The sequence below is a fragment of the Pseudomonas sp. GW822-FHT02D10 genome (assembly GCF_058802345.1).
In genome coordinates this window covers 168,453-195,382 of record NZ_JBXAOB010000001.1, presented here as the reverse complement: position 1 = coordinate 195,382, position 26,930 = coordinate 168,453, and the positions used below count along the sequence as shown (strand labels likewise).

24 protein-coding genes are annotated in these 26,930 nt (G+C 57.5%); 10 read left to right on the top strand and 14 right to left on the bottom strand.

The window, feature by feature from the left end:
• Nucleotides 1–20: 20 nt before the first annotated feature.
• Nucleotides 21–923 carry a LysR family transcriptional regulator gene (locus AC1RPZ_RS00930; RefSeq protein WP_493133884.1) on the bottom strand — a complete coding sequence of 301 codons (903 nt, stop codon included), beginning with the start codon at nucleotides 921–923 and terminating at the stop codon, nucleotides 21–23.
• 106 nt (nucleotides 924–1,029) lie between these two features.
• Between AC1RPZ_RS00930 and AC1RPZ_RS00925 the strand changes: the two genes are divergently transcribed.
• Together AC1RPZ_RS00925 and AC1RPZ_RS00920 are read left to right on the top strand one after the other, a co-directional pair.
• Nucleotides 1,030–2,013, top strand: coding sequence for an aldo/keto reductase (locus tag AC1RPZ_RS00925; protein ID WP_493133882.1), 984 nt, complete (start codon nucleotides 1,030–1,032; stop codon nucleotides 2,011–2,013).
• Nucleotides 2,014–2,048: 35 nt separating this feature from the next.
• Nucleotides 2,049–3,365, top strand: a complete 1,317-nt coding sequence (locus AC1RPZ_RS00920) for a Bcr/CflA family multidrug efflux MFS transporter (RefSeq protein ID WP_493133880.1) — start codon at nucleotides 2,049–2,051, stop codon at nucleotides 3,363–3,365.
• A gap of 47 nt (nucleotides 3,366–3,412) precedes the next feature.
• On the opposite strand, the gene AC1RPZ_RS00915 is transcribed toward AC1RPZ_RS00920, so the two are convergent.
• On the bottom strand, nucleotides 3,413–4,423 hold the full coding sequence (locus AC1RPZ_RS00915; protein WP_493134771.1) for an aldo/keto reductase: 1,011 nt from the start codon (nucleotides 4,421–4,423) through the stop codon (nucleotides 3,413–3,415).
• Nucleotides 4,424–4,530: 107 nt separating this feature from the next.
• Nucleotides 4,531–5,424, bottom strand: a complete 894-nt coding sequence (locus AC1RPZ_RS00910; protein WP_493133878.1) for a LysR family transcriptional regulator — start codon at nucleotides 5,422–5,424, stop codon at nucleotides 4,531–4,533.
• A 165-nt stretch (nucleotides 5,425–5,589) separates the two neighbouring features.
• On the opposite strand from AC1RPZ_RS00910, the gene AC1RPZ_RS00905 reads away from it, so the two are divergent.
• Both AC1RPZ_RS00905 and AC1RPZ_RS00900 read left to right on the top strand, forming a co-directional pair.
• Nucleotides 5,590–6,648: an NAD(P)-dependent alcohol dehydrogenase gene (locus tag AC1RPZ_RS00905; protein WP_493133876.1), complete on the top strand. Its 1,059-nt coding sequence runs from the start codon at nucleotides 5,590–5,592 to the stop codon at nucleotides 6,646–6,648.
• Between the two features lie 77 nt (nucleotides 6,649–6,725).
• Nucleotides 6,726–7,505, top strand: coding sequence for a carboxymuconolactone decarboxylase family protein (locus AC1RPZ_RS00900; RefSeq protein ID WP_493133874.1), 780 nt, complete (start codon nucleotides 6,726–6,728; stop codon nucleotides 7,503–7,505).
• A gap of 9 nt (nucleotides 7,506–7,514) precedes the next feature.
• On the opposite strand, the gene AC1RPZ_RS00895 is transcribed toward AC1RPZ_RS00900, so the two are convergent.
• The 5 genes from AC1RPZ_RS00895 to AC1RPZ_RS00875 are packed head-to-tail and all read right to left on the bottom strand — an operon-like array spanning nucleotide 7,515 to nucleotide 12,878.
• Nucleotides 7,515–8,483 (bottom strand): XdhC family protein, encoded by a 969-nt coding sequence (locus AC1RPZ_RS00895; RefSeq protein WP_493133872.1) that lies wholly within the window; start codon nucleotides 8,481–8,483, stop codon nucleotides 7,515–7,517.
• 11 nt (nucleotides 8,484–8,494) lie between these two features.
• Nucleotides 8,495–10,705: a xanthine dehydrogenase family protein molybdopterin-binding subunit gene (locus AC1RPZ_RS00890; RefSeq protein WP_493133870.1), complete on the bottom strand. Its 2,211-nt coding sequence runs from the start codon at nucleotides 10,703–10,705 to the stop codon at nucleotides 8,495–8,497.
• Nucleotides 10,706–10,717: 12 nt separating this feature from the next.
• Nucleotides 10,718–11,701 (bottom strand): FAD binding domain-containing protein, encoded by a 984-nt coding sequence (locus AC1RPZ_RS00885; protein ID WP_493133868.1) that lies wholly within the window; start codon nucleotides 11,699–11,701, stop codon nucleotides 10,718–10,720.
• The gene (locus AC1RPZ_RS00880) at nucleotides 11,701–12,381 is read right to left on the bottom strand and encodes a (2Fe-2S)-binding protein (protein ID WP_493133866.1); all 681 of its coding nucleotides are present in this window, start codon (nucleotides 12,379–12,381) and stop codon (nucleotides 11,701–11,703) included. Before AC1RPZ_RS00880 ends, AC1RPZ_RS00885 begins: the two co-directional genes overlap by 1 nt.
• Nucleotides 12,382–12,434: 53 nt before the next feature.
• Entirely contained in the window at nucleotides 12,435–12,878 is a 444-nt protein-coding gene (locus AC1RPZ_RS00875; RefSeq protein ID WP_493134769.1) for a (R)-mandelonitrile lyase, read from the bottom strand.
• A gap of 199 nt (nucleotides 12,879–13,077) precedes the next feature.
• Here AC1RPZ_RS00875 and AC1RPZ_RS00870 point away from each other — a divergent pair, with 199 nt between their 5' ends.
• Nucleotides 13,078–13,971, top strand: coding sequence for a LysR family transcriptional regulator (locus AC1RPZ_RS00870; RefSeq protein WP_493133864.1), 894 nt, complete (start codon nucleotides 13,078–13,080; stop codon nucleotides 13,969–13,971).
• Nucleotides 13,972–13,980: 9 nt separating this feature from the next.
• Here the strand turns inward: AC1RPZ_RS00870 and AC1RPZ_RS00865 are convergent, their stop codons facing one another.
• The 5 genes from AC1RPZ_RS00865 to AC1RPZ_RS00845 all read right to left on the bottom strand — a co-directional run bounded on the left by AC1RPZ_RS00865 (nucleotide 13,981) and on the right by AC1RPZ_RS00845 (nucleotide 20,257).
• Nucleotides 13,981–15,144 carry an efflux RND transporter periplasmic adaptor subunit gene (locus tag AC1RPZ_RS00865; protein WP_493133862.1) on the bottom strand — a complete coding sequence of 388 codons (1,164 nt, stop codon included), beginning with the start codon at nucleotides 15,142–15,144 and terminating at the stop codon, nucleotides 13,981–13,983.
• A gap of 1 nt (nucleotide 15,145) precedes the next feature.
• The gene (locus tag AC1RPZ_RS00860) at nucleotides 15,146–18,325 is read right to left on the bottom strand and encodes an efflux RND transporter permease subunit (RefSeq protein ID WP_493134767.1); all 3,180 of its coding nucleotides are present in this window, start codon (nucleotides 18,323–18,325) and stop codon (nucleotides 15,146–15,148) included.
• Between the two features lie 44 nt (nucleotides 18,326–18,369).
• Nucleotides 18,370–18,660 carry a LysR family transcriptional regulator gene (locus AC1RPZ_RS00855; protein WP_493133860.1) on the bottom strand — a complete coding sequence of 97 codons (291 nt, stop codon included), beginning with the start codon at nucleotides 18,658–18,660 and terminating at the stop codon, nucleotides 18,370–18,372.
• Nucleotides 18,650–18,961 carry an antibiotic biosynthesis monooxygenase family protein gene (locus AC1RPZ_RS00850; RefSeq protein ID WP_493133858.1) on the bottom strand — a complete coding sequence of 104 codons (312 nt, stop codon included), beginning with the start codon at nucleotides 18,959–18,961 and terminating at the stop codon, nucleotides 18,650–18,652. The genes AC1RPZ_RS00855 and AC1RPZ_RS00850 overlap by 11 nt, the downstream gene beginning before the upstream one ends.
• A 372-nt stretch (nucleotides 18,962–19,333) precedes the next feature.
• Nucleotides 19,334–20,257, bottom strand: a complete 924-nt coding sequence (locus tag AC1RPZ_RS00845; protein ID WP_493133856.1) for a LysR family transcriptional regulator — start codon at nucleotides 20,255–20,257, stop codon at nucleotides 19,334–19,336.
• A gap of 127 nt (nucleotides 20,258–20,384) precedes the next feature.
• Between AC1RPZ_RS00845 and AC1RPZ_RS00840 the strand changes: the two genes are divergently transcribed.
• The 5 genes from AC1RPZ_RS00840 to AC1RPZ_RS00820 all read left to right on the top strand — a co-directional run bounded on the left by AC1RPZ_RS00840 (nucleotide 20,385) and on the right by AC1RPZ_RS00820 (nucleotide 26,086).
• Nucleotides 20,385–21,212 carry an HTD2 family dehydratase gene (locus tag AC1RPZ_RS00840; RefSeq protein WP_493133854.1) on the top strand — a complete coding sequence of 276 codons (828 nt, stop codon included), beginning with the start codon at nucleotides 20,385–20,387 and terminating at the stop codon, nucleotides 21,210–21,212.
• A gap of 55 nt (nucleotides 21,213–21,267) precedes the next feature.
• Nucleotides 21,268–22,431, top strand: coding sequence for an acyl-CoA dehydrogenase family protein (locus tag AC1RPZ_RS00835; RefSeq protein ID WP_493134765.1), 1,164 nt, complete (start codon nucleotides 21,268–21,270; stop codon nucleotides 22,429–22,431).
• 10 nt (nucleotides 22,432–22,441) lie between these two features.
• Entirely contained in the window at nucleotides 22,442–23,791 is a 1,350-nt protein-coding gene (locus AC1RPZ_RS00830) for an MmgE/PrpD family protein (protein ID WP_493133852.1), read from the top strand.
• A 103-nt stretch (nucleotides 23,792–23,894) separates the two neighbouring features.
• Nucleotides 23,895–25,097: a CaiB/BaiF CoA transferase family protein gene (locus tag AC1RPZ_RS00825; RefSeq protein WP_493133850.1), complete on the top strand. Its 1,203-nt coding sequence runs from the start codon at nucleotides 23,895–23,897 to the stop codon at nucleotides 25,095–25,097.
• Between the two features lie 152 nt (nucleotides 25,098–25,249).
• Entirely contained in the window at nucleotides 25,250–26,086 is an 837-nt protein-coding gene (locus AC1RPZ_RS00820; protein WP_493133848.1) for an HpcH/HpaI aldolase/citrate lyase family protein, read from the top strand.
• Between the two features lie 140 nt (nucleotides 26,087–26,226).
• Here the strand turns inward: AC1RPZ_RS00820 and AC1RPZ_RS00815 are convergent, their stop codons facing one another.
• A complete protein-coding gene (locus AC1RPZ_RS00815; RefSeq protein ID WP_493133846.1) occupies nucleotides 26,227–26,859 on the bottom strand; it encodes an alpha/beta hydrolase in 633 nt (210 codons plus the stop codon).
• Between the last annotated feature and the right edge of the window lie 71 nt (nucleotides 26,860–26,930).

Genomic DNA, 26,930 nt, shown 5'->3' with positions numbered 1-26,930 from the left:
AAAGGCCAGCAGGAGTGGTTTCATTCTTGCTGGCGTGCCCACTCGCGCACCGCTTCCGCGAACATCCGCAAGGCCATAGGCGGGTGCCGATTAGCTGGGTAATAGAGACATGCGCCGGAATAGTAGGGGCCCCAGTCAGGCAGCAGATGGACTAGGCGCCCGGCCTGCAAATGTTCCTCGGCCTGATGCTCAGGTACCCACGCTATACCAATGCCCGCCAAAGCAGACTCTATCATCAGGTTGATGTTATCCATGGTCATGGGCCCGTCGACATCGATGCTGGCTGATCTGCCCAGATGATCGAGATCCCAACGAAACAGCGTGCCGCTAGCAAAGCGAAACCGGATGCATCGATGAGCCTTGAGGTCGTGTGGTGCCATGGGCGCCGGATGCCGACTCAGGTACTCGGGCGAAGCCACTGCAGCAAATCGCACATCGGGGCCGAAGCGCACCGCGATCATGTCGCGCGGAACATCGTCAAACAGCCGAATGCCCGCATCGAACCCATCGGCGACGATATCGACCAAGCGGCTTTCAGCCACACACTCGATATGGATCTGCGGATTGTCCTGGAGAAATTGGGGCATGACGTGGCGGATCAAAAGTTTGAATGACGATTCGGATGCACTCAGTCGTATCAGGCCTGAAGGGGTATTGCGCTCTGACGTGACGTCGTTGACCGCACACTCAAGTTCGCCCAACAGTGGCTGCACTCGCAAGAAAAGTTGCTCCCCCGCCTCGGTCAAGGCGACTGAGCGGGTTGTCCGATTGAACAAGCGAAGTTCAAGGCGCGATTCAAGCCCGCGCATTGAATGGCTCAGTGCCGAGGCCGAAACACCTAACATCCTGGCAGCGCCGCTGAAGCTACGTTGTTCTGCGATGGCTACAAAAGCAGTTAATTCCGGAAGGCCGGCACGGATCATTAGTGAATTCTCCTCAACTACCCATGAAACGGTACGCCAATTGTTGAATTATGCACAGGAATTTAAAGTGTACCTGTCAACCACAACTTTGCGAAGGAGACGAAACATGCAGAAACGTCAGCTAGGCAAAAGCGGTTTGGAAGTGTCCTCCATTGGCTTGGGCTGCATGGGCCTGAGCTTCGCGTATGGCCCCGCCTTGGAGCGTAACGCAGCAATTTCTCTGATCCGTAATGCTTTCGACAAGGGCGTCAACTTCTTCGACAGTGCAGAGGCTTATGGGCCTTACACCAACGAGGAACTGTTAGGCGAAGCATTGGCCTCGATCCGGGATCAAGTCGTCATCGCGACCAAGTTTGGCTTCAAAAATGGAGTTCCTGGTGAAGGTCTCGATAGTCGCCCCGACACCATAAAAGCGGTGGTCGAGGCCTCGCTGAAGCGGCTCAAAACCGACCGCATCGAGCTGCTCTACCAGCACCGCATTGATCCTCAGGTGCCGATTGAAGACGTTGTGGGTGCCGTGAAGCTACTGGTCGAGGAAGGCAAAGTTCTGCACTTCGGGATGTCAGAAGCGGGGCCAGATGCAATCCGCCGCGCGCACGCCGTGCTTCCTGTTGCCGCCCTACAAAGTGAGTATTCGTTATGGTGGCGCGAGCCTGAAGAGCAAATTTTGCCGGTGCTGGAAGAGCTCGGAATCGGCTTCGTTCCATTCAGCCCGCTGGGCAAAGGCTTTCTGACCGGAACCATCGACGCCGACACCAAATTCGCGGACGACGACTTCCGCAATGTGGTTCCGCGCTTCACCGAAGAAAACCGCAAGGCCAATGCGAAATTGGTCGAGGTGCTCGGTCAGATCGCCGACGGTAAAGGCGCAACACGAGCGCAGGTTGCCTTGGCTTGGCTGTTGGCGCAAAAGCCTTGGATCGTACCCATTCCAGGTACCACCAAGTTGAATCGACTGGAAGAGAACATCGGTGCAGCCAACCTCCTCCTGAACAAGGCCGATCTTGTTTCCATCGCTACGGCACTTGAGCAGATCAAGGTCGTGGGTGATCGCTACCCTGCTCATTTGCAGAAGAACGTTAACCGCTAACTTCCACCGCCCTAGCCAACCGCCGGCGCCCGTAGATGGGCGTCGGCGGTCTTGTTTTATTCAACCCGATTTCAAGAGTATCGCTGACCATGCCACCGACAGAACGCCACATGGAGACAGCTCAGCCGTCCGACAAACAAAGCCTATGGATTCTGGCGACCCTCAGTGCCTTGATGGCCTTTGCTTCCATCTCAACCGATCTCTACCTGCCTGCCATGCCCGCCATGGCTAAGTCGCTGCACGCTAACACGGGCCAGTTAGAGCTTACGATTTCCGGCTACCTGATCGGCTTTAGCCTAGGCCAGTTATTATGGGGGCCGGTCGGCGACCGATACGGACGGCGGCTGCCAGTCGCGTTGGGGTTGCTGCTGTTTATCGCGGGTTCCGCCGGCTGCGGCCTGTCGACGACGGCGCCAATGATGATTGGCTGGCGTGCGGTACAGGCGGTGGGCGCATGCGCAAGTGTGGTGCTAGCCCGTGCAATGATCCGCGATCTTTATGAAGGGCACCGGGCTGCGCAAATGCTGTCGACCCTGATGACAGTCATGGCCGTGGCCCCGCTACTGGGCCCGAGCATTGGCGGGATAATTCTTAAATTAGGCTCCTGGCATCTGATTTTCTGGGCGCTGGCGGTGTTTGGCGGCGGGACGCTCGTTGCCGTGTATACGCTTCCGGAAACCCTTCCTTTCGAACGCCGCAATCACGCCCCACTCTGGGGGGCCTTTCGCCGATACGGAAAACTGCTGACCGATCGCCGCGTTCTAGGTTATGCCTCAGCCGGTGGATTCTTCTACGGGGGAATGTATGCCTACATCGCGGGAACGCCTTTCGCTTACATCGATTACTACCACGTATCCCCGCAGACCTACGGGATCCTGTTCGGTGTGGGTATCGTGGGGATCATGCTGGCTAACCAACTCAACGCCAGGCTAGTCAGGCAAGTAGGTACTGATCGATTGATGCGACTCGGAGCCCTGATTGCCGCTCTGTCGAGCTTCTGGCTGGTAATCGACGCATGGAGCGGCACTGGCGGGCTGGCGGGATTAGTCGCGCCGCTGTTCGTGTTCGTCGCAGCAGCGGGCTTAATCGTCGCCAACTCGATCGTCAGTGCGCTGGACAGTTTTCCCCATATAGCTGGGGCAGTTTCTGCATTGATTGGGGCGCTGCAGTACGGAACGGGGATACTCGGGTCGGGCTTGGTCGGCGTACTGGCAGACGGTACCCCGAAGCCCATGGCGACAGTGATCGCATTGTTCGGAGTAGCCAGTATGGTGTGTGCGTTCTGGGTGGTTAAATCGAAACCTGAAGAGGACATCGAAACCCAAGGTGATGAGACAGCTACAGAGCGTTAGAACCAGGGCAGGCAGCCACTACGCTGCCTGCCCTACCCCCAATCGGTTCAGCTCACTTTACGCCCTTCGACCGGGTAGCCCGGATCAGTGAAGCCGTGGGTCGATGCATGGCCCGGCACAACCAGGCTGTCGACCAGTTTTTCGTCATCCGGCCCTAGTTCCAGCCCCAGAGCTTCCAAATAGCTGTCCCAATGCACCTCGGTACGAGGGCCTGCAATAGCCGCGCTAATCAGCTGATTCTTCAATACCCAAGCGATGGCAAAGGCAGCTGAAGTGATGCCGCGATCAGCCGCATGCTGGGCGATGGTCTGCGCGATCTTCAAAGACTCGGGACGCCATTCAGTCTGCTGGATACGCTTGTCACCGCGCCCTGCTCTTGTGTCAGCCGGTGGCGGCGCATCCACTGGGTACTTACCGCTGAGAACGCCACGGGCGAGCGGGCTGTAAGGGACAACCCCAATGCCGTAATTGCCTGCGACAGGCAATTGCTCTACCTCGGCGATACGATTGACGATGTTGTACAAAGGTTGGCTGACGGTCGGCCGCTGTATTCCCAACGAATCAGCGACGCGAACCATCTCGGCGATTTTCCAACCGTGAAAATTGGAAACCCCGTAATAGCGGATCTTCCCCTGACGAATCAGGTCTTCGATCGCTCGTAAGCCCTCTTCCATCGGCGCATCACTCAAGGTGCGGTGGAAATACAGGATGTCGATATAGTCGGTACCCAAGCGTTTCAGGCTGGCCTCGACATTCTGCATGATCCATTTGCGCGACTGCCCTTGTTGATTCGGGCCAGCGTCAGCCGACGACGGGTAACCGAACTTGGTCGCCACGATCCAGTTGTCACGCTGAGCCGCAATGGAGCAGCCCACCACCTCTTCGGAACGTCCAGCGTGATAAGCATCAGCTGTGTCGATGAAATTGATGCCTGCGGCACCCGCCTTGTCGATGATGCGCTTACTGGTAGCTTCATCGGTCTCGCCGCCGAACATCATCGCACCCAGGCACAAAGGCGATACTTTCAGGGCGCTGCGGCCCAGATAACGGTAATTCATCATTAACCCTCAAAGGCGTTTGAAAGATGAATTGATCCTAGACCCATTCGTATTGGTGATTAAGGTGCAAAAAAGGGATACGGCCATGAGACTAACTCATGAATGATTTACGCCTTGTAACGCAGTGCATCCACTACAAGAGCAAGTGCCCGTGAAGACTGCCGCCGGCTCGGGTAGTAGATGTGCAAGCCCGGGAAGGTCGGAAACCACTTCTCCAGCACCCAACAAAGGCGGCCGGCTGCAACGTACTCTTTAACCAGATCCTCAGGCAGATAAGCCACACCGCACCCGTCCAACGCAGCCGCGAGCATCGGGTATGTGCCATTGAAGGTCAGTTGCCCCTGCACCCGAAGCTGTAACTCGCGGTCACCGTTAGCCAGCTCCCATGGGTAGCAACCCCCATGAGTGGGGAGCCTTAGGTTGATGCAGTTGTGAGCTGCCAGATCTTCCGGTAACTGCGGCGCTGAATGCACTTTCAGATACGCCGGCGAGGCGACCATCGCCATGCGTAAGTCGGGGCCGATTCGAACGGCAATCATGTCCTGGGCAACCTGGTTCCCCAGGCGCACGCCAATGTCATAACGCTCTGCAACGATATCGGTCAGCCCGTAGTCGGTCATGATTTCAATCTTGATATCTGGATAGCGCGGCATGAAATCCGCCAGTCGCGGCCACAGCACCGCGTTGGCGGCATAGTCCGTGGCCGAGATACGAAGCGTGCCGCGAGGCGAATCCCGCAGCTCGACCACTTCGGCAAGGTCGGCCTCGATCTCGTCGAAGCGCGGGGCCAGCTTATTGAACAGCTGCTCTCCGGCTTCAGTAGGCGCCACACTTCTGGTGGTTCGCGTCAGCAAACGCACGCCAAGTCGTGCTTCCAGCGCGCGGATGGTATGACTCAGAGCCGACTGCGAAACGCCGAGCTGAGCGGCTGCGCGTGTGAAGCTGCGTTCCCGCGCGACAGCCACAAATGCCAAAAGGTCGCCGTATCCTTCGCGCGCCATTCATGAACCTCATTCATATAGTGATCGTTGTTGAGCATATCTCAGATCAACGTCCATTGATGAGCTGAACTCATGACGCCATGCAGGTTATGCCTCTTAATCAATGGATCCTGGTTGCCTACCATGGGTTGTCTATTCATTCGTTTCAAATGTTCGAGGTATGCAATGAAGACCATCGGTTACGCGGCACAAACCCCACAAAGCCCTCTCGCACCCCTGCGGTTCGATCGCCGGGAGCTGCGCCCTAACGACGTCGCCATGGAAGTGCTCTACTGCGGCGTCTGCCACTCCGACCTCCATACCGCGCGTAACGATTGGGGCTGGACGGTCTACCCCGCGATGCCAGGACACGAGATTGTTGGCCGCGTCACTGCCATCGGAAACGAAGTAAGCCGCTACAAGATCGGTGACGCCGTAGCGGTCGGCTGCATGGTTGACGCGTGCATGACCTGTGACCAGTGCCGCAAAGGCGAAGAACAACTGTGCCGCGAGGGGAATACCAACACCTACAACGGCAAGGATCGTTTGAGCGGTGAGAACACCTTCGGCGGTTACTCCAAGCACCTGGTGGTGCGTGAAGAATTTGTGCTGCGCGTCCCTGAAAGTCTTGACCTGTCAAAGGTCGCCCCGCTGCTGTGTGCGGGTATCACCACTTACTCCCCGTTGCGTACCTGGAACGTCGTTCCCGGCAGCCGTGTTGGCGTAATCGGTCTCGGCGGCCTGGGCCATATGGCCGTCAAGCTGGCAGTGGGAATGGGGGCCGAGGTGACGGTTATCAGCCGCACGCGGGACAAGGAAGCCGATGCCCTGGCCTTGGGTGCCACACGCCTTCTGCCATCGAGCGACAGCGCTGCCATGGTCGCTGCGGCTTCAAGTTTCGATCTGATCATCGATACGGTGCCAGTCAAGCATCAGCTCGATGGTTATGTATCGCTGCTCGATGTCGATGCGACCCTGGTGATGGTTGGCCAAGTCGGGCCGATGGAAGAGCAGAACACCGTGCCGATGATACTCGGCCGGCGCCGCATTGCTGGCTCGCCCATCGGCGGCATTCAAGAAACCCAGGAAATGCTCGACCTGTGCGCCGAGAAGAACATCCTGCCTGAGTGCGAAATGATCCGTATGGATCAGATCAACGAAGCCTTTGACCGGATGGAGCGCGCCGACGTGCGCTATCGCTTTGTCATCGATATGGGTTCGTTGCCAGCGCCTGCGCCAACCTGATCGCCAGCCGTACCCTCAGGTTCGCGGGCAACGGATCCAGGCCCGCGAGCATTTCGACACTCCAATAGGAACGCTCGATGAAACTGCTCACCGCTACGACCTTCGCCACCCTCCTCTTCGCCACCGCCGTGGACGCTGATCAAGCTCAGCCGCGTCCCGATCCGAAGCCGTCACCCGACCTACTGGAAGTCACCCCGCAGCTATACAAATACACCACCGAGCTGCTGTTCGGCGAAGTGTGGAAACGTGCAGAGCTGTTACCGCGAGATCGCAGCCTGATTACCTTGTCTGCCCTGATCGCCAGCGGCCAGATCCCGCAACTCACAGGGCACATCAAACTGGGGCTCGACAATGGCCTCAAGCCAAGTGAGATCAGCGCATTGATTACCCACTTGGCGTTCTACTCTGGCTGGCCGAACGCGATGTCTGCAGCCGGCGTCGCCAAGCAGATATTCAGCGAGCGACATATTCCAGCCGATCAGATTTCGCCACCAGTGGGCGCTCCCCTGACACTTGATCCAGAGAGTGAAGTAAAACGCCGTGCCGCAGTCGAGGCTGGTGTTGGAGGCGTTGCGCCGGAGCTGGCTCGATACACCAATGACGTGTTGTTCGGTGACCTTTGGCGGCAAAGCAATCTCAACGCCCGAGACCGCAGCCTGGTCACTGTCGCCGCTCTTATTGCCCAGGGCCAAGCGGCACAGCTCCCGTTCCACCTCAACCGAGCCATGGACAACGGCCTGAGCCAAGCCCAAGCCGCCGAGGTGGTGACGCATTTGGCGTTCTACGTTGGCTGGCCGAAGGCGATGTCGGCGGTGCCGGTGCTCAAGGACGTATTCGCTTCACGCAAGCAAGTCTGATACTCAAAGCTAGAGCGCGTGACGCTGTATACCGTTGGACACCCGCAGGATATCGGCCATCACCGCCATGGCGATTTCTGCAGGGGTCTTGCTGCCCAAGCGCAGGCCGATGGGTGCATGGATCCTTTGCAGGCTCGCGTCATCGAGCCCACCAATCCGCGCCAGGCGTTCAAAACGCTTACTGCTTGTGCGCTGCGAACCCATCGCGCCAATGTAGAACGCCTGAGTACGTACCGCTTCAAGCAGTGTGAGGTCGTCCAGGCGCGGATCATGCGTCAGAGCTACCACGGCTGTTGACGCATGGCATCCGCCATTGGCGATGTAGACCGCCGGCAGCACCTCATGTACTTCAACCCCCGACAGTGTGAAGCCGGCAATCAGTTCTTCCCGTGGCTCGCACAGAATCACCTCATAGCCCAATGCAATGGCAAAGCTGGCGCAGAACTCCGCGACGGGTGAAAGCCCGGCCAGCAGCAAACGCTGCACCGCGCCAATACGAATTGCCACCTGTTCCACGCCGACTTCGACTCTCGCTACATCCATGCTGCCAGGGTCGATGCGACGGTGCTCGGTGCCCAGCAGCACTTGACGAGTAATCAAGCCCGATCCAGCGAAAGCCGCCTCAACGGCCGCAAGATGCGCGTCGGTATCGCTGGTCGGAGCCAGATATTCCACAAGCACGTCTAGAACGCCACCGCATGGCAACGCCAAGTTGGGTGCCAGACCTCCCTCGCCATAGCGAACCACTTGGTTCACCGGCCTGAAGAATTGACTAGCGACCCGCTCAAGAAAATCATCCTCGACACACCCGCCAGACAGTGAGCCCCGATGCTCGCCAGAACTCAGACACACCAACATCGCCCCAGGGCCGCGCGGCGCCGAGCCGAAGGTGGCAAGGACAGTGCAAAGCCATACAGGCTGGCCCTGTGCGATCCAGGCTCGGGCCTGCTGAATGACCTGAAGATCAAGCTGTTTCATGGCATCGATCCTCAAATAGTCATTAGCTTTTCCTTGGTGATGGGTAAGCTGCGAATGCGTTTTCCAGTTGCGTGGTAGACAGCATTGGCAACCGCTGCTGCCAGGCCGGTAACGCCGATTTCCCCGATCCCTCGGGCACCGAACTCACTGAGGTTGTAATCCGGATAGTCGAGCAAAGTCACATCGATGTCGGGCAAGTCTCCATGCACGGGCACCACGTATTCGGCATAATTGTTGTTGACCGGCAAACCGCTGCTGGGGTCATTCTCCGACGCTTCGAACAGCGCCATCCCCACGCCCATGATGATCGCTCCTTCCACCTGATTTCGCGCCGCCAGCGGGTTAACCACCTTGCCCACATCGATGGCACTGACTACCCGTGCTACGCGCAGGCGCGAAATGCCTGGATCCCAACGCACCTCGACAAAGTGCGCGCCGAAGGAACGATACGAAAAGTCTCCGCCCTTGGCGCCGCTCTGGAAGTGCCCCTCGGCTCGGCCCAATCGCTTGTGACGAAGTACATCGGCGAAACTTGCACGCTGGCCATCCTTAACTAATTGACCACCCTCCACCGTCAAGCTATCTGGCTCACCACCCACCAGTAGCCCACCGTCCATGACAGCGTACTGCCGCAACTTTGCGAGCGCAGCGCGGGTGGCGCCTGCGATGGCCGGCAAGATACTTGCAGTGGCCCACGAACCACCCGCCAACGCGCCCGGCGGAAACGTGGAGCTGCCCAGTTCAACCTCAATACGCTCGAACGGCAGGCCAGTCAGTTGAGCGACGGTCTGCGCCACCACTGTATAGGTGCCGGTGCCGATATCCTGCTGACCGCATTGCACCAGGGCGCTGCCATCCGAGCGGATGATCACGCGGGCGTCGGTGGGAACCTGGAAGGCTTCCCAGTTGCAGGCGCCCATGCCATAGCCAATGACCTCATCACCGTCACGCATTGAACCGACCGCTGCGTTCCGTGCGTGCCAGCCAAATCGTTCGGCGGCGGTATCAACCGCTTCGGGGAGATGATTACTCGACCATTCCAGGTTGAGGCTTTCGTCTCGCGTGGCCAGATTCAGCCTGCGAAACACCAGCGGATCAACACCACGCAGCAGCGCCAATTCGTCGATCGCCGACTCCAGAGCAAACAGGCCAGGTGCGGCACCAGGTGCACGCATTGATGTGGGAGTGCCTCGATTAAGCGGACTGTTTTTGTGATTCACCAGCACGTTCGGACAAGAATAAAGGCTACGTGTGACGCCGCCGCATGCTTCGGTGTAGGCATCGGTGGTCGAGGTGCTATTGAATGACTCATGCCGAATCGACACCAACTTGCCGTCCCCATCAGTGGCAAGGCGAATGCGCTGCAAGGTTTCAGGACGATGCCCTGCGGTTGTAAACATCTGCGCCCGGGGCAGCATCAATTGCACCGGACGCTTCACGACCTTGGCGGCGGCGCAGGCTGCTATCGAGTGAGGCCACGGCCACAGTTTGCTGCCAAATCCGGAACCGATGAAGGGTGCATGTACTTCAACGCGGTCTGGAGGCAGGTCGAAGACATTGCCCAGCACGTTGCGGTGATTGACGACTCCCTGCGTGCCCTCGTAGACATACAGCTTGCCGTCGCGCCAATACGCCGTAGTGGCGTGCATCTCCATCGGGCTGTGGGTTTCCACCGGAGTGGTATAGGTCTGATCCAGCCGCGTGGCCGCCGTCTGCCAGGCTGCATCCGGATCGCCTCGGCTGTGCCCGCGCCCTCCCTCGCGCGCACCCTTTTGCCGCAGTGCATCTTTGAGGTTGGTGATGGCCGGACTTTCGGCATATTCCACCTTGACCTGATGCGATGCCGCTCGGGCCTGCTCGAAGGTATCAGCCACAACTAACGCTACAAACTGGCCCGGATAGGCGACCTTGTCATCCTCGAAAGGCAATCGGCGCTCGTCGACCTTGGCGGCACTGAGAATGTCCTTGAAGGTCATGGCTACATCAGGTGTGCGGTGCAGCGCGGGGAAGTTTCCGTGGTGCAGAACGGCGACCACGCCCGGCATCGCGCGTGCCCGTGTGTCATCGATGGCCACGACCCGGCCATTGGCGATCGTGCTGTAGACGCCGTAGGCATAAGCCATGTCTGGAAAGGGATGGTCTGCAGCATAGCGTGCTGCGCCCGTGACTTTAAGGCGGCCGTCGATACGCTTATACGGGGTGCCGATTATGGACTGGCTCATCAGAGTGCGCTCCTATGCTGTCAGATCGCGAAGGTTGCGAGTCACGACCTGTTGGCCGAGCGGGATCTTGAACGCGTTATGCTCGTAAGCGCGGGCGCCCTGCATGGCGCGCTCCCCCACCTGCGTAAACAGCCCAATATCGGCTTTCTGGCCGACCAGGGCACGCTCGGCTTCGAGGGCTCGCCAAGGCTTGGTGCCCACCCCGCCCAAGGCAATCCGTGCATCAGTAATGCGCTGACCGTCCATTACAACAATGACGGCACTCGACGCCAGGGCGAATTGATAGGAGTCCCGGTCACGCAGTTTCAGGTAGGCCGAGCGACTATTCGCCAGCGGTGCATCCAAAGTCACATGAGTGATGAGCTCATGGGGCTGGAGCGCATGTTCGATCCAGGGCGTCTGACCCGGCAACATGTGGAAATCGCCGAAGGGTATCTCGCGTTCCCCATTCGGGCCCTGCACTGTCACCTGCGCACCGATGGCGACCATCGCCACGCACATGTCCGAAGGGTGAGTCGCGATGCATTGCTCGCTGGTACCTAGCACGGCGTGGACGCTGCGGTTGTGACCACCGATAGCCGCACAGCCGGATCCAGGCTGGCGCTTGTTGCAGGGCGATACACCGTCGCGAAAGTAGTTGCAGCGCACTCGCTGCATGACATTACCCCCGGTGCTGGCCTTATTGCGCAGCTGCGTAGAGGCACCGGCCAGAATCGCCTGAGACAACACGGCATAGCGATCGCGGATCAGCGGATGGCTCGCTAGTTCGGTATTGCTAACCAGCGCACCAATGCGCACGCGGCCATCAGCAAGCGGCTCGATTTGCTTGAGAGTGAGGTGATTGATATCCACCAACCGGTCGGGTTGCATGACATCAAGCTTCACCAGATCCAGCAACGTAGTACCGCCTGCCAGATAGAACGGCAGGCCCGGTGCGGCATGGCTACTGATGGCCTGAGCAGGCGATTGCGCGCGGGCATAGTCGAAAGTACGCATCAGACCGCCCCTCCCATCTTCCCGCGTGCCGACTGAATCGCCGCGAGAATGTTCTTGTAGGCACCGCAGCGACAGATATTGCCGCTCATGGCCTCCTTGACGCTGGCATCGTCACTGCCGATGTTTGGATCATTGAGCAGCGCCACGGCGCTCATGATCTGGCCTGAAGTGCAGTAGCCGCACTGATATGCATCGTGATCCCAGAAGGCTTCCTGTACTGGGTGCAGGTCGTCTCCCTGGGACAAGCCTTCAATGGTAGTGATGCTGTCTCCATCGTGCTGCATGGCGATTGAAAGGCAGGAGTTGATCGCGACACCATTGACCAATAAGGTGCACGCGCCGCACTGGCCGTGATCGCAACCCTTCTTGGTGCCGGTCAGTTGCAGGCGGTCGCGCAAGACGTCCAGCAATATCGCGTTAGCCGGGACGTTGAGCTTGTGCAACTTCCCATTTACCGTCAGTTGGATGCGTTGCTCACCCGCTTTGGGCGCGCCTTCGTCTTCGATCACTTGTGGCGCCAACTGTGCAGCAACCACACTTTCAGGGATCCAGGTCGACACGGTCGCTGCGGCGATTCCCGAAACGCCAAACTTCAGAAAGTGACGTCGTGAAGGTGTGACGCCGGATAGCACCGCAGCCGGTGAACCTTCGGGCTTGTCCAAATCTTTAGTCTCAGTCATCAAGTTCAACCTTTAACAGTCGCCGCTGCGGTGAACGCGGTGCGCGGTGTGAATCAAAAGGCCTTGGCGTAGTCTTCGTCGGACACTTGCTCTAGCCATTGAACCGCGCTGCCTTCGAGCAACTCGGCGATTGCGACATGACTCATGCCATTTGTGGGCGTTGCGCCATGCCAGTGTTTGACGCCAGGCGGAATCCACACCGTGTCGCCCGGGCGAATGACATGAATTGCCTGTCCCTCCTGTTGCACTAGGCCGACACCGGAAGTGACTATCAACGTCTGGCCCAACGGATGGGTGTGCCATGCGGTACGAGCACCAGGCTCAAAAGTTACGGTACCTCCGCTGACGCGAGCACCATTTGATCCCTGGAACCGTGAGTCAACTCGGGCCTTCCCTGTGAAGTATTCCGCAGGGCCTGTAGTGGACGGTTGAGAGCCCACCGGGGTGACCGTCACTGATGAGAACTCTTCACCGCGAACACTGAATGCAACAAGCATTAGCGCCACGCCGATCACTTGAAACAAAGTTGCATATTTCAGTCTGTGTGCCCTGAGTGCGGGAAAGCCAACAGCAGACATAGGATGTCCTCGAATTGGGGGAAGCCTGGCGTGGGTGATGCAGCGTTTGAATGTAGCCTTTACGGATACAGGTGATTAGTAGGTAGAATCCACATAACCTCATGAACTGGGCTCATCAATGCTTCGGGAAAATGCTAACGACTTGCTTGCCTTTCTCGCGGTAGCCCGGGAGCGCAGCTTCACCAAGGCGGCAGCCAAACTAGGCGTATCGCAATCGGCCCTTAGCCATACTGTCCGGGCGTTGGAAGCTCGATTGGGACTGCGCCTGCTGACCCGCACCACGCGCAGCGTATCGCCCACCGAAGCGGGCGAGCGTCTGATCAAAAGGGTTGGCCCACGATTCGAGGAAATCGAGTACGAATTGGCGCTACTCAGTGATCTGCGAGACACCCCTACCGGGAAGATCCGGATCAACGCCATGGACTATTCATTGGACTTGGTACTACGTCCGGCGCTAAAAAATTTCTTACCGGAGTATCCCGACATCTCAGTGGAGGTTTGCTGCGACTACAGCTTCGTCGATATCGCAGCGCAAGGCTTCGATGCCGGCGTCCGGCTCGGCGAAGACGTCGCCGAGGGCATGATTGCCACTCGAATTGGCCCGGACTTGTGCATGTCGGTTGTAGGGGCGCCCGTTTATTTCGCTACCCGCACGCTGCCGCAGACACCTCGTGATCTCGTACAGCACCAATGCAACAATCTGCGCCTACCCACAAATGGTGGTCTGTACGCCTGGGAATTCGAAAAAGACAACGAGACTCTGAAGGTTCGCGTATCAGGGCAAATCACGTACAACGGCGTTTATCATCTACTGGACGCTGCACTAGACGGCTTTGGTCTGAGTTACGTGCCCACGGACATTGCCGCTCCTTACATTGCAGAGGGACGCTTGATCCACGTGCTTGAGGATTGGAGCCCTCGGTTCCCTGGCTTCCACCTTTATTATCCAAACAGGCGCCAGGTGTCCCCTGCATTTGCTCTTTTGGTGGAGGCTTTGCGTTACCGGGAGTAGTGCATTTATCTACTTCGCTGCAGTGGCCTCTACCTGGGCAATTCGCACCTGGTCACCCGAACTTAATCCGTCAGGCGGATTGGCAATGACCTGGTCGGACTGGCTAACTCCATCGGCGAGTTCAAGGTAAGTGCCGTAGTCGCGAGCCACCCTGACCTTCTTTAGCTGCACTGTTCCAGCTCCATCCACCGTCGCCACCTGCACGCCATTCTTACTTACGATCAGTGCACTAGGTGGCAGACTGAGCGTAGTGGGTGTAAGCACACCTTCAAACTGCACGGTGGCGAACGATCCTGGAAGCAGTTCATTACCCTCGTTTTCAACACTGAGTTGAACGCGCATTGCCCCAGATCCCACATCGACCGCTTGGGCCAACGACTGCACCGTGGCATCGAACGTCTTTCCAGGACGCTCGGGAACGCTGAGCTTGGCGCGACCACCTACTTTTACCCACGCAAGTTGACGCTGAGGGACGCTGACATAAACGCGCAGCCGACTCATATCGGAGACGACGAACAATTCGCTTCCTGCTGTCATACCGACGTTTATCAATGCGCCGACGTCCGTGTTGCGGGCAGTCACTACTCCATCAAATGGCGCCACGATTCGGGTGTAACGCTGCAGCGCCTGCAGCCGGTCTACATTGGCCTGAGCTTCGTTGACCTGAGATCGCTTGGTGGCGAAATCGCCGAGGCGCTCCTCAACTTCTTGAAGCGATACGGCTTCGCTCTCACGCAACTGCTCCCAGCGTTTGGCCGTGGTGCTGGCCAATGCCATTTCACTGCGGGACGTGGCCAACTCTGCGCGGGCCTGGCGCAATTGCTGGTCTAGATCCGGGGCATCGATCTCGGCCAAAAGCTGACCAGCCTTGACCGGCGACCCTATGTCCTTGTCCCAACCCTTAAGGTAGCCACTGACTCGCGCATACAGTGGCGCGCGTGACCAAGCTTCGATACGCCCAGGAAGCTGCAGGGAAGCTGGCGTCACAAGGCTGGGCATGACCAGTGCGACCGTAGCGATCCGTTTACGCTCCGCAATCTGTTCCAACTGGCCAGCTTGCGAGTGGCGGCTAACAATCCCAACGATGATAATCACGCCGGCAGTCGCTACCGCCCCGAGGATGAACAGAAAGCGGCCGGATGTGCTGAAGTTCGCGAGGGCTTTCACAGGCATATCAGATTGCTCCAGAAACAAGGTGCTGCTTGGGTTCAGTACGGAAATCGTTGCGGTGAGCCAGGCTGAAAAGCACTGGAACAAATAACAAAGTCGCGACGGTTGCGAACAGCAGACCGCCGATCACTGCGCGGCCCAGTGGGGCGTTCTGCTCCCCCCCCTCGCCCATGCCCAATGCCATGGGCAGCATGCCGAGGATCATTGCCAACGCGGTCATAAGCACTGGTCGTAAGCGTGCGATGCCGGCTTCCAGCGCTGCTGCGGTCGCATCACCCAGCTCCTGCAGGCGTTCGCGAGCGAAACTGATCACCAGCACGCTGTTGGCAGTAGCCACGCCCATGCACATGATCGCCCCGGTCAACGCAGGCACAGACAAGGTGGTACCGGTGGCAAAGAGCATCCAGACGATTCCCGCAAGAGCAGCGGACAATCCGGAAACGATCACCGCCGGGTCAACCCAGGATTGAAAATTGACGACGATCAACAGGTAGATCAGCACAACGGCGCCGAGCAGGCCGTACAGCAGACCGGAAAACGCGCGCTCCATGGTCTGCACCTGCCCCATCAGGTTAACCGTGCTGCCGCGTGGTACCTCATTGGTCATTTGCGCAATGATCTGCCGGATGTCCTTGGCGACGGCGCCAAGGTCACGGTCTTGGGTAGCCGCATGGATTTGCACCATCGGTTGCACGTTGTACTGGCTGACCATGCCGCTGCCGGTCGTTCGCTCAAAGTCCGCTACCGCCCCGAGCGTCGTGACGTTCACGGTACTACCGTTGCCGACAGGCAGGTTGGCCAGGGCAGCTAACGAATCCAGTTTGGGCTGTGGCGTCTGTAGCACGATCGGATAGCTCACCCCGTTAACGGGATTGAGCCAGTAGGTGGGTGCTACCTGGCTGCTCCCCGCCAGGTTGACGACCAGGCTGTTGGTGACATCGCGAGTGGTTAGGTTCAGCAACTGGGCCTGGGTGCGATCCAGGTCGACATTGAATACCGGCGCTTTGTTCGATTGCAGGATGCGAGCATCGGCCAATCCCGGCACAGTGCGGATTCGCTTGAGCAACTGCTGCGCATAGGCGAAGTTCGCTTCTACGTTGTTGCCCCGAATCTGAATGTCGATAGGCGCAGGGGCACCGAAGTTGAGGATCTGACTGACGATGTCCGCTGGAGGAAATGAAAAGGTACTGTCCGGGAATCGTTCAGGCAAAACCTCACGCAACTTCTTCACATAGTCAGCCGTGGGCTGATGGCCAGTGCGCAACGCGATCTGGAAATCGCCATCCTGGGAGCCCATGACCCCAGTATTGTTGTAGGTCAGGTTGATGTTGCTCGGTGGCAGGCCGATGTTGTCTACCAAGGTGGTGATCTCATCGGCCGGGATGATGCTACGTATCGCCTCCTCTATCTGCGCGAAGCGTGAGGCGGTCTCCTCTACGCGAGTGCCCACAGGTACCCGCACATGCATCAGCACTTGTCCGGAATCCACCGTCGGGAAGAAGTTGCTACCAATAAAAGGTACCAACCCGAACGACAGTGTCACGACCGTCATGAAACCCAGGAGGAATGCTTTGCGACGGCGCAGTGCACTTTCGAGCACTTGCTGATATCGCTGGCGTAGTCGGTCGAAACGGATCTCAAAACCCCTTTGAAAGCGTATCAGCGGGTTCCGTGAAACCGGCTGTGGCTCATGGTGTACTTGATGCGGCTGCAGCAGGTACTTGGCCATGGTCGGTACCAGCGTCCTGGACAGAATGAAGGAACAGATCATGGCAAAGATCACTGCTTCGGCCATCGGTACGAACAGATACCGCGAAACGCCTTCGAGAAAGAACATCGGAACAAACGCGATACAGATGCAAAGCAGCGACACGAAAGCAGGCGTAACGATCTGGCGTGCCCCGTCCAATATCGAGGTCTCGACGTCCTTGCCCTGCTCCAAGTGCCAGTTGACGTTCTCGATAGTCACCGTTGCGTCATCCACCAGGATGCCGATGGCTAGCGCCAAACCGCCGAGGGTCATCAGATTGAGGGTTTCACCCAAGGCAGCCAGAATGATCAACGAACCCAAAATCGCCAGTGGGATCGACACCGCAATGATCAGGGTCGACCGCCAGCTACCGAGGAACAGCAGAATCATCACGCTCGTTAGCACAGCAGCGATAGCGCCTTCCAGGACTACACCCTTGATTGCCGCACGCACGAACAGCGACTGGTCATTGATGGGTTGAACATTCAGCGCCTCGGGCCAACCTGGCTTGAGGGCTTCGATTTGTGCTCGAATCCCATCAACGATGGCCAGCGTTGATGTCGATCCATTCTTGAGTACCGACATCAACACCGAACGGCTTCCGTCGACGTGGACAATATTGGTCTGCGGAGCATTGCCATCATGGACATCGGCGACGTCTCGGAGATAGATCGTGCTGCCGTCAACAACTTTGACCGGCAGCAACCCCAGATCGTCGATCGCCGACGGAGCACCATTGAGCTGCAGGGTATATTCCAACTCGCCGATCTTTTGTGTGCCAATCGGCACCAGGATATTGTGGGCAGCCAGCGCAGCAGAAACATCCTGAGCCGAAAGTCCACGGGCCTGCAGCGCTTCAGGGTTGACGTCAATCTGAACTTGGCGTTGCTTGCCACCATAAGGCAGAGGCATCACTACACCAGGCACGGTAATCAAGGGCGTCCGAACGGTGTTCATACCCAGGTCGAAGAGTTGCTGCTCCGATAAGCCCTCACCCGAAAGCGCCAGTTGCAGAATCGGCACAGTGGCAGCGTTGTAGTTGAGGATCACAGGCGGCTGGATACCAGCAGGCATCTGCCGCAACGCGACTTGCGAGGCGGCCGTGATCTGCGCGTTTGCAACAGCAATATCTACACCCGGCTGGAAAAAGATCTTAACGACGCCCACGCCCGGGTACGTGTTGGATTCTATGTGCTCGATGTCGTTAACCGACGCGGTTAGCAAGCGCTGAAAAACTGTAGAGATTCGCCCTGCCATCTGGTCTGGCGGTAACCCCGTGTACTGCCAGGCCACGGCAATCACCGGTATCCGAATTTCCGGAAAAATATCGGTCGGTGTACGCAAAGCAGTTAAAGGGCCAACAATCAAAACGAGCAAGGCCATCACTACAAATGTATAGGGGCGGCGCAAGGCCACCATCACGGTACGTATCAGCACTGATGGCTCCGATGACTTAATCGACGAAAGTTGAATTCAGTTCAGCTCTTCGACTGGAAGTGTCCCAGAGCAACTTCGATGTGCATGAACGCTGGCGTGAGTTCGTCAGCAATAGTTCGAGCTCGTCGCGTTGGAACCAGGGCTCCGGCGTCTCGAATGAACAGCGGATCACGAAAGTAGATCCGTAGTTTGGCCAGCGTGTTGCTGACGGCTGGCTGGCTGATATCGAGACGAAGAGCGGCGCGGCTGACACTGTGCTCGTGGTAAACCAGCAAAAACGTCAGCAAGCTATTCAGATCGATGCCGTGCAGCATCTGCGCGTTAATCGCCATGAGTTACGGCCGTCTGGGGAACAAAGCTCCAGAAATTCAGGCTTGCGCCCTCTTCGACCAGGCAGTTGAGCAACTGCATCATGGGCACGCTTTCGTACGATAGGGTCATTTTGGATTCACTGTCCCAATAGCCGGTGAGCCACCAAAGACCGGCCTCTCGCGTGCTTCGAGTCAGGGTGTAGTCGAGACACCCAGCGGAATCTTGAAGTGTTCCGATGCAAGACTTGGCGGTTTCTTCGAAAGTCGATTCAGCGGTCTCGAAAAGACGTATTTCAATAGTATTGACGCATTCGATAGCCATCGGCTGATCCTGCTTAATAGGCTTAGCGCGAATCTAGCTGCGACGAGGTAAAGCGACTAGGCCACTCAGTCAACATATGCCTATGAGCTCAGCTCATGAATAGACTCAAAGCCACGTAATTCGTGACATTGGAACTGAAACTTCCAATTGATAGACACAATTTGAAATCAATACCGACCGTGCACCTCGGAGATAGGGCCGGCTGCCGGGAGGAAGTGCGCTACAGCTCAGAGCGCTACCGGCGTAGCAAATCTGTTGAACGCTGCACTAATAAAAAAGGCCCTCTCGGGCCCTTTTGTACTCAAACCAAAATCACTTTGTCAGCCAGGACTTGACACCAATCAGGTAGAAATCGGTGATCACGTGATTCATTCACGATGGATCCGATGGCGTTAGTCCTTCCTCCTCCGCAACCGCAGGCATCAGTGTCGCAATTAACGCCCGAACAGCCCCCGGCAACGCATCCAGCTCCCTGACCAAAATACTTCGTTCGCGAATCGCCCAAGGCTCATCAAGTTCAACAATCTCAAGCTCCATGGTACGACTGTGCCGAAGCGCAGCAGACTCGGGAATAATCCCGATCCCCACCCCGGCCTCAACCATCCGGCAGATCGCCTCGAAACTCGACACCTGAATCCGTAAAGACAGGTTCTGCCCGAGCCGCTCCACGTGGTCACGTAGAAAGCTCAGTAGCGTGGTACCTTCATGCAAACCAATGTGCTGGAACGCCAGCGTTTGTTTCAACTTCACCGGTTTCGGCCCAGCCAACGCGTGTCCCGCAGGCACCACCAACACCAGTCGATCGGTACTGAAATGCATCACCTGTAGCCCCGTAGCTTCCACCGGCCCAGCGATAATCCCCATATCAGTGCTGCCGTCCAATACCCCTCGCACGATATCCCGCGACATACGCTCTTGCAGGTCAACCGTCACCGCAGGCCGCTTCGCCAGAAAGCCAGCCAACACTTCCGGAAGGAATTCGGTGACTGCCGTGGTGTTGGCAAAAATCCGTATATGCCCAGCCGAGTCGGCATCGTTGGTGCTGAACTCGGACTTCAGATAATCCACCTGACGCATGATCAGTCGTGCATGTTTGAGCAAGCGTTGTCCGGCTGGGGTCAACTCGACACCCCGGCTGTCCCGGTACAACAAACGTGTATCGAGTTGATTCTCCAACGCTTTGATACGGGCACTGGCCGCCGCCGGTGACAGGAACGCTCGGCGAGCCCCCTGGGTCAGGCTTGGTGATTCGCCTATGTGGATAAACAAGCGCAAGTCGGCCAGATCGAAGTGCATGATCGTTTCCAAAAAAACACTGAGCGTTCAGCATACATGAACGCTGGTATACGGAAATGCAAATTCTCAGAATACCAAACGCCTTGCATGATCCCTCTCAGAACAATAACTGGCGAGGGTATCCCGCATGGGTGATACAGATTTTACTGCTTGGCTGGGGCGCACCGAAGAAGCTCAGGATCATTTGAGCCGAAATCTGATCAAGCGCATCGCCGCTACCTTTGGTGAAGACACTCCAGCTAACGGCGCAGCACTACCGCCGCTTTGGCAGTGGTGTTTCTTTCAGGAGCCAGTGGCGGAGTCCCAACTCGGCACGGACGGTCATCCAGCACGCGGCGGATTCTTGCCCCCGGCTGACAACCGCAACCGCATGTGGGCCGGTGGCCGTATCGAGTTTATCGAACCGCTGCGAGTCGGCGCTGACGCCCATCGCTTGTCGACCATCACCCATATCGAAGAAAAGATAGGTCGCACCGGCGCGCTGTTGTTCGTCACCGTGCGCCACGAGTACTCCCAAGACGGTCGTTTGGCGATCCGCGAAGAACAGGACATCGTTTATCGCGAACCGAATCCACCCAAGGAAAGTTGCGGCCATGCGCTTGATGAGGGTGACTGGAACGAAAGCATCGAGCCAACACCGACGCTGCTTTTTCGCTACTCCGCCGTGACCTTCAACGGCCACCGTATTCACTACGACTACCCCTATGTCACCGAAACCGAAGGTTACGCCGGACTGGTAGTCCACGGGCCGATGATCGCCACCCTGAACCTGCGTGCATTTTCACGCGCCAATCCCGATGCGCGTCTTCGCCGCCTTTCCTATCGCGGTGTCCGTCCTCTGATCGCACCTCAGCCTTTCAACGTGGGCGGGCGAATTGTCGAGCCCGGAAAAGCACAGCTGTGGGCTGGCAACCATGCCGGAATCGCTCAAAGCGCTGAAGTCCTGTTCGACTAACACCGTCGTCCAGTTTTTAAAAATGTGTCCTTGCCTGACCCATGAGAACCTAATGATGAACCCGAATGACAACGAAGAACTGAATGCCATCCGCGAAGGCGTGCGCGCCTTGTGCGCCGAATTTGATGCTGCCTACTGGCGCAAAATCGACGAAGAAAAAGGCTTCCCGGAAACCTTCGTCAAGGCCCTGACCGACGCCGGTTGGTTGGCGGCGATGATCCCGACAGAATACGGCGGATCGGGTCTCGGGCTGGCAGAAGCTTCAGTAATTCTCGAGGAAGTGAATCGCTGCGGTGGTAACTCCGGTACCGTTCACGGGCAGATGTACAACATGTTCACCTTGCTGCGTCACGGCAGCGAGGCGCAGAAAAGCTACTACCTGCCAAAACTGGCCAACGGTGAACTGCGCCTGCAATCGATGGGTGTGACCGAGCCCACCACCGGCACCGATACCACCAAGATAAAGACCACCGCAATCAAGCGCGGCGACAAGTACGTGATCAACGGGCAGAAGGTATGGATCTCACGCATTCAGCATTCCGATCTGATGATCCTGCTAGCGCGTACCACACCATTGGCAGAAGTGAAGAAGAAGTCCGAAGGCATGTCGATCTTCCTGGTCGATCTGCGCGAAGCCATTGGTAACGGTCTCACCGTGCAACCGATCGCCAACATGGTCAACCACGAGACCAACGAGTTGTTCTTCGACAACCTGGAGATCCCTGCCAGTAGCTTGATTGGCGAAGAAGGCAAGGGTTTCCGGTACATCCTCGACGGTCTGAACGCCGAACGTACCTTGATCGCCGCAGAGTGCATTGGCGACGGTCGTTGGTTCATCGAAAAGGCCAGCGCTTATGCCCGCGACCGTGTGGTGTTCGGGCGTCCGATCGGGCAGAACCAGGGCGTGCAGTTCCCCATCGCTGAAGCGCACATCGAAATCGAAGCAGCCGACCTGATGCGCTGGCGTGCTTGTGAGGAATACGACAGCGGTATCAACGCTGGAGCCAGCGCCAACATGGCCAAGTATCTGGCAGCGAAAGCCTCCTGGGAAGCGGCCAACGCCTGCCTGCAAACCCACGGTGGCTTTGGGTTTGCTTGCGAATACGACGTCGAGCGCAAGTTCCGCGAAACGCGCCTTTATCAAGTCGCGCCGATCTCTACCAACCTGATTCTTTCGTATGTCGCCGAGCACTTGCTCGAACTGCCGCGCAGCTTCTGAGGACGCAATAATGAGCCATACCCAAGCCCTGGCCGGTTTCCTGGCCAAGCTGAAATACGACGACATTCCCAACTCTGTTCTCGACCGGACGGAAGACCTGTTTCTTGACTGGCTTGGCTCTGCGCTGGCCAGCCAAGGCTCGCACCCGATCCCGCTGTTCGAGCGTTATGCGCAGCGTATGGGGCCTAGCGATGGCCCATCGAAAATCCTGGTCAACGGCCGTGGGACATCTGCGTATTTCGCTGCATTCGTGAACGCTGCGTCGTCGCATTTAGTTGAGCAGGATGATCTACACAACAGTTCGGTGCTGCACCCGGCCACTGTAGTGTTTCCTGCAGTATTGGCGGCCGCTCAAGACTTGGGTAAGTCCGGACGCGACTTGCTGCTGGCGTCAGTTGCCGGCTATGAAGCGGGTATCCGCATCGGCGAATTCTTGGGTCGTTCGCATTACACGATATTTCACACCACTGCCACCGTCGGCACGCTGGCGGCAGCGGTCGCCGTTGGTAAGTTGCTTGATTTCGATACAGAGAAATTTATCAATGTGCTGGGTAGCGCTGGTACTCAGGCTGCCGGGCTGTGGGAGTTTTTGCGCGACGCAGCAGACTCCAAACAACTGCACACGGCTAAGGCGGCGGCTGATGGCTTGCTCGCTGCGTATATGACTCTCGATGGTCTGACCGGCGCGCGCAATATTCTCGAAGGTGACCAAGGTTTGGCCGCCGGAATGTCCCGCGACTCTGTCCCTGAGAAGTTATCTGACCGCCTGGGTACGCGTTGGGCACTGGCTGAAACCTCGTTCAAATTCCACGCGTCTTGCCGTCACACCCATCCTGCGGCCGACGCCCTATTGCACCTGATGCAACGCGAAGACCTGCATCACGAGCAGATCGCCAAAGTCAGAACCCTTGTTCACCAAGCAGCCATCGACGTGCTAGGTCGCGTAGTCGTTCCACAAACCGTGCACCAGGCCAAGTTTTCCATGGGCGCTGTGCTGGGTTTAATTGCTGTACATGGCAGCGCTCAATTAATCGAGTTTGAGCAACAGGCGCTGACCGACCCTGCTGTGGCCGCGTTTCGCGAAAAAGTCAGCATGGAACTCGACAGCGAAGTTGATGGCGCCTATCCGGCTCGTTGGCTGGGGCGAGTGATCGTCACCACTACAGACGGTCGCACGTTGTCAGCAGCCATTGACGAACCCAAGGGCGATCCGGGCAACACTCTGTCTAGGCCTGAACTGGAAGACAAATTCCAGCGTCTTCTGGCCTTCTCGGGAGCGCGAACAGTTGACCAGGGCAAAGCCTTGATACAACAGGTCTGGCAGCTGCGCGATGCCACCGCCCTGAATAACCTGAACTAGAAGACAGCCCATGCAAGCGCTGCCATAGGCTGTGATCGGCCGGAAATCGGTCGTGCCGCCTAAGGCAGTTCCTACACGTGTGGCATCATCCGAGGTACAAAAAATGACCACCCAGAATAACTTGCGTCCACTGGACGGCATCACTGTTATCAGCCTCGAACACGCGATTGCTGCACCGTTCTGTACCCGGCAACTGGCCGACCTCGGTGCTCGCGTGGTGAAGATCGAGCGCCCTGGCAGCGGTGATTTTGCCCGAGGATATGATGAACGGGTAAACGGTCTGGCATCGCATTTTGTCTGGGCCAATCGCTCCAAGGAAAGCCTTACCCTTGATCTGAAACAGGGCGAGGCAGGAGACATCCTTATGGGGCTTCTTGAAAAAGCCGACGTGCTGGTTCAGAACCTGGCGCCGGGTGCCTCGGCGCGGATGGGCTTGTCGTTTGAAGCGTTGCAGGAGCGTTTTCCTCGCCTGATTGTCTGTGACATTTCAGGCTATGGCGAAGGCGGCCCCTATGAGAAGAAAAAAGCCTACGACCTGTTGATTCAAAGCGAGGGCGGGTTTCTCTCTGTGACAGGCGGGCCGGGTGAAGATGAGATGGCTAAGGCTGGTTGCTCCATCGCTGATATCGCTGCCGGCATGTATGCCTACACCGGAGTTTTGTCCGCGTTGATGCTGCGCGATAAAACCGGGGTTGGCAGTCGCATTGATGTGAGCATGCTCGATAGCCTGGTGGAGTGGATGGGTTACCCGATGTACTACGGGTTCGAGGGCGCCGCGCCGCCGCCTCGTGCAGGTGCTTCTCATGCGACGATTTACCCGTACGGCCCCTTCCCTACCAAAGGCGGCGATACCGTGATGCTTGGGTTGCAGAACGAGCGTGAGTGGGCACTGTTCTGCGAAAAAGTGCTGCTGGATGCGGCACTGGCGACTGATGAACGCTTCTCGGCGAACTTCAAACGTTCGGCCAACCGCGAAGTGCTACGCCAGATCATTGTTGAAGGTTTTTCGCAACTGAGCGTCGACGAAGTAGTGGCCCGACTAGAATCCGCGCAAATTGCCAGCGCTCGGGTCAACGATATGCAAGGTGTGTGGGATCACCCACAACTCAAAGCCCGCGACAGTTGGCGTGAAATCGACAGCCCCGCCGGCAAATTACCCGCGCTTTTGCCACCTGGCCGGAATGCATCCTTCACCCCGCGTATGGACTCGGTGCCGGGATTGGGAGAACACAACACGGGAATACTCGCTGAGTTGGGCTTCTCCGACGAAGATCAGGCGCGATTGCAGGCAGCGGGGGTCATCTGAGACCAGCCCCTCCGACGATCTCTTTTAGGAGTCGACTTGTTGACGCGAGGCCAGACGCAGTGTGTCCGATAAAGCCTCGCCAACAAGCTGGCTCTAACAGAGGTCAATGAAGCAATCCAACCGCTAAACAATGACAAAAAAGGAAGCCTTCCATGTCCGGTTCCACCATTCGCTCCGCACTCTTTGTGCCTGGTAGCCGCCCTGAACGCTTTGCCAAAGCACTGGCCGCGGGTGCCGATGCAGTTATCGTCGATTTTGAAGACGCCGTCGAAGAATCCCTCAAGCGTCAGGCACGGGACAATCTCGCGGCATTTCTGCAGGCCGAAACACAAGCATCGGTCTGGGTGCGAATTAATGCTCCCGAGCACCCTGAACATGCCGCTGATATCGTGTTCTGCCAACAGCAATCGGGCATTGCCGGAGTGCTGTTGCCAAAGGCTGAATGTGCGGCTCAGGTCGCCGCTGTTGCTGTCACTGACAAACCGATATGGCCAATCATAGAAAGTGCACGCGGGGTTTTAAAACTCGCTGAAATCGCTGCCGGACAGGGTGTTCAACGCCTGGCATTTGGTGCATTGGATTATGGGTTGGATTTGAACCTGAAGATTGACTCACCCTCAGCTCAGTTCGTACTCGATCAAGCACGCGTTGAGTTGTTGCTGCGCTCACGGGACGCCGACTTGCTGCCGCCGCTGGATGGTGTCTACCCAGGCATTGATGACTTGGAAGGTCTGCATCACGCTATCTGTCACGCCCATGAAATGGGCTTCGCTGGCGCTATGTGTATCCACCCCAAGCAAATTCCAGTGATCCATCGGGCGCTGACCCCGGGTGCAGAAATGTTGGCTTGGGCGCAACGGGTCGTTGACGCCGGCGCACACGGTCGTGGCGCCTTTCAAATTGATGGGCAGATGGTCGACGCGCCAGTGCTGATCCGCGCGCAACGGATACTCGCGATGGCTTCAATCAATCTGAATGCTCAGCGATGAAGGTGAGATTCTCTTAAGTATCCGGTCTTGTGTGCACTGCCTGTACCCACGCACTACATTCGCTGAGGTAGAGTGCCGTGCACATATGACTTGTCTTTACGATGAGAAGATGACTTGCCCAAACGTAGACTGAGTTTCGGTTACATCTTTGACTTGATCCTTTCAGAGACCAAAGTTGCGAGCATATCCAGGCGCCCAGTGAAAAAATGATCCGCACCTGGTACGACTCTTACTGACGCGTTACTCCGCTCAGCCCACCGGAGAGCTTGCGACAGCGGAGCGCTCTCGTCCAACTCCCCGTGTATCAAACATGCTCCAGCGACTACCGGTGTTGCGTAGTGTCTCTTGCCAGGAACCTCGCCATCTGGAAGCCCACAGAGAATGACGTCATCACTGGATAGAGAGGCCTGTGCCAATGCCTGCTCTACCCTTGCGGCAATGAAGGCACCAAAGGAAAATCCCATCAGAATGAAGGGTAACCTACCCTCCTTTTCGCGCAGCAGGTTGGTCAGATCGATGATGTCCTGAGTCTCAAGAACTCCACCATCATATTGACCTGATGATTTCCCGACACCTCGGAAATTTGGACGATAGACACTCACACCTAGCGCGTTAGCGGCACGCATCATCGTGAAGGGGACTTTGTGATTAGCATTACCCCCCAGTAACGGATGGGGGTGGGCGATCAACGCAACCGCTTTCGGTGATTCCAGACGGTCGATCAACACTTCTGTGACGCCATTGGATACTTCAAATAACTCATGGGTTGCCATGGAAAACACCGCCGGCTAATTTGCATTTCCCTCTGCCTGGGCGCTCGCATCAGCGTCCGTCGCGGGACTTA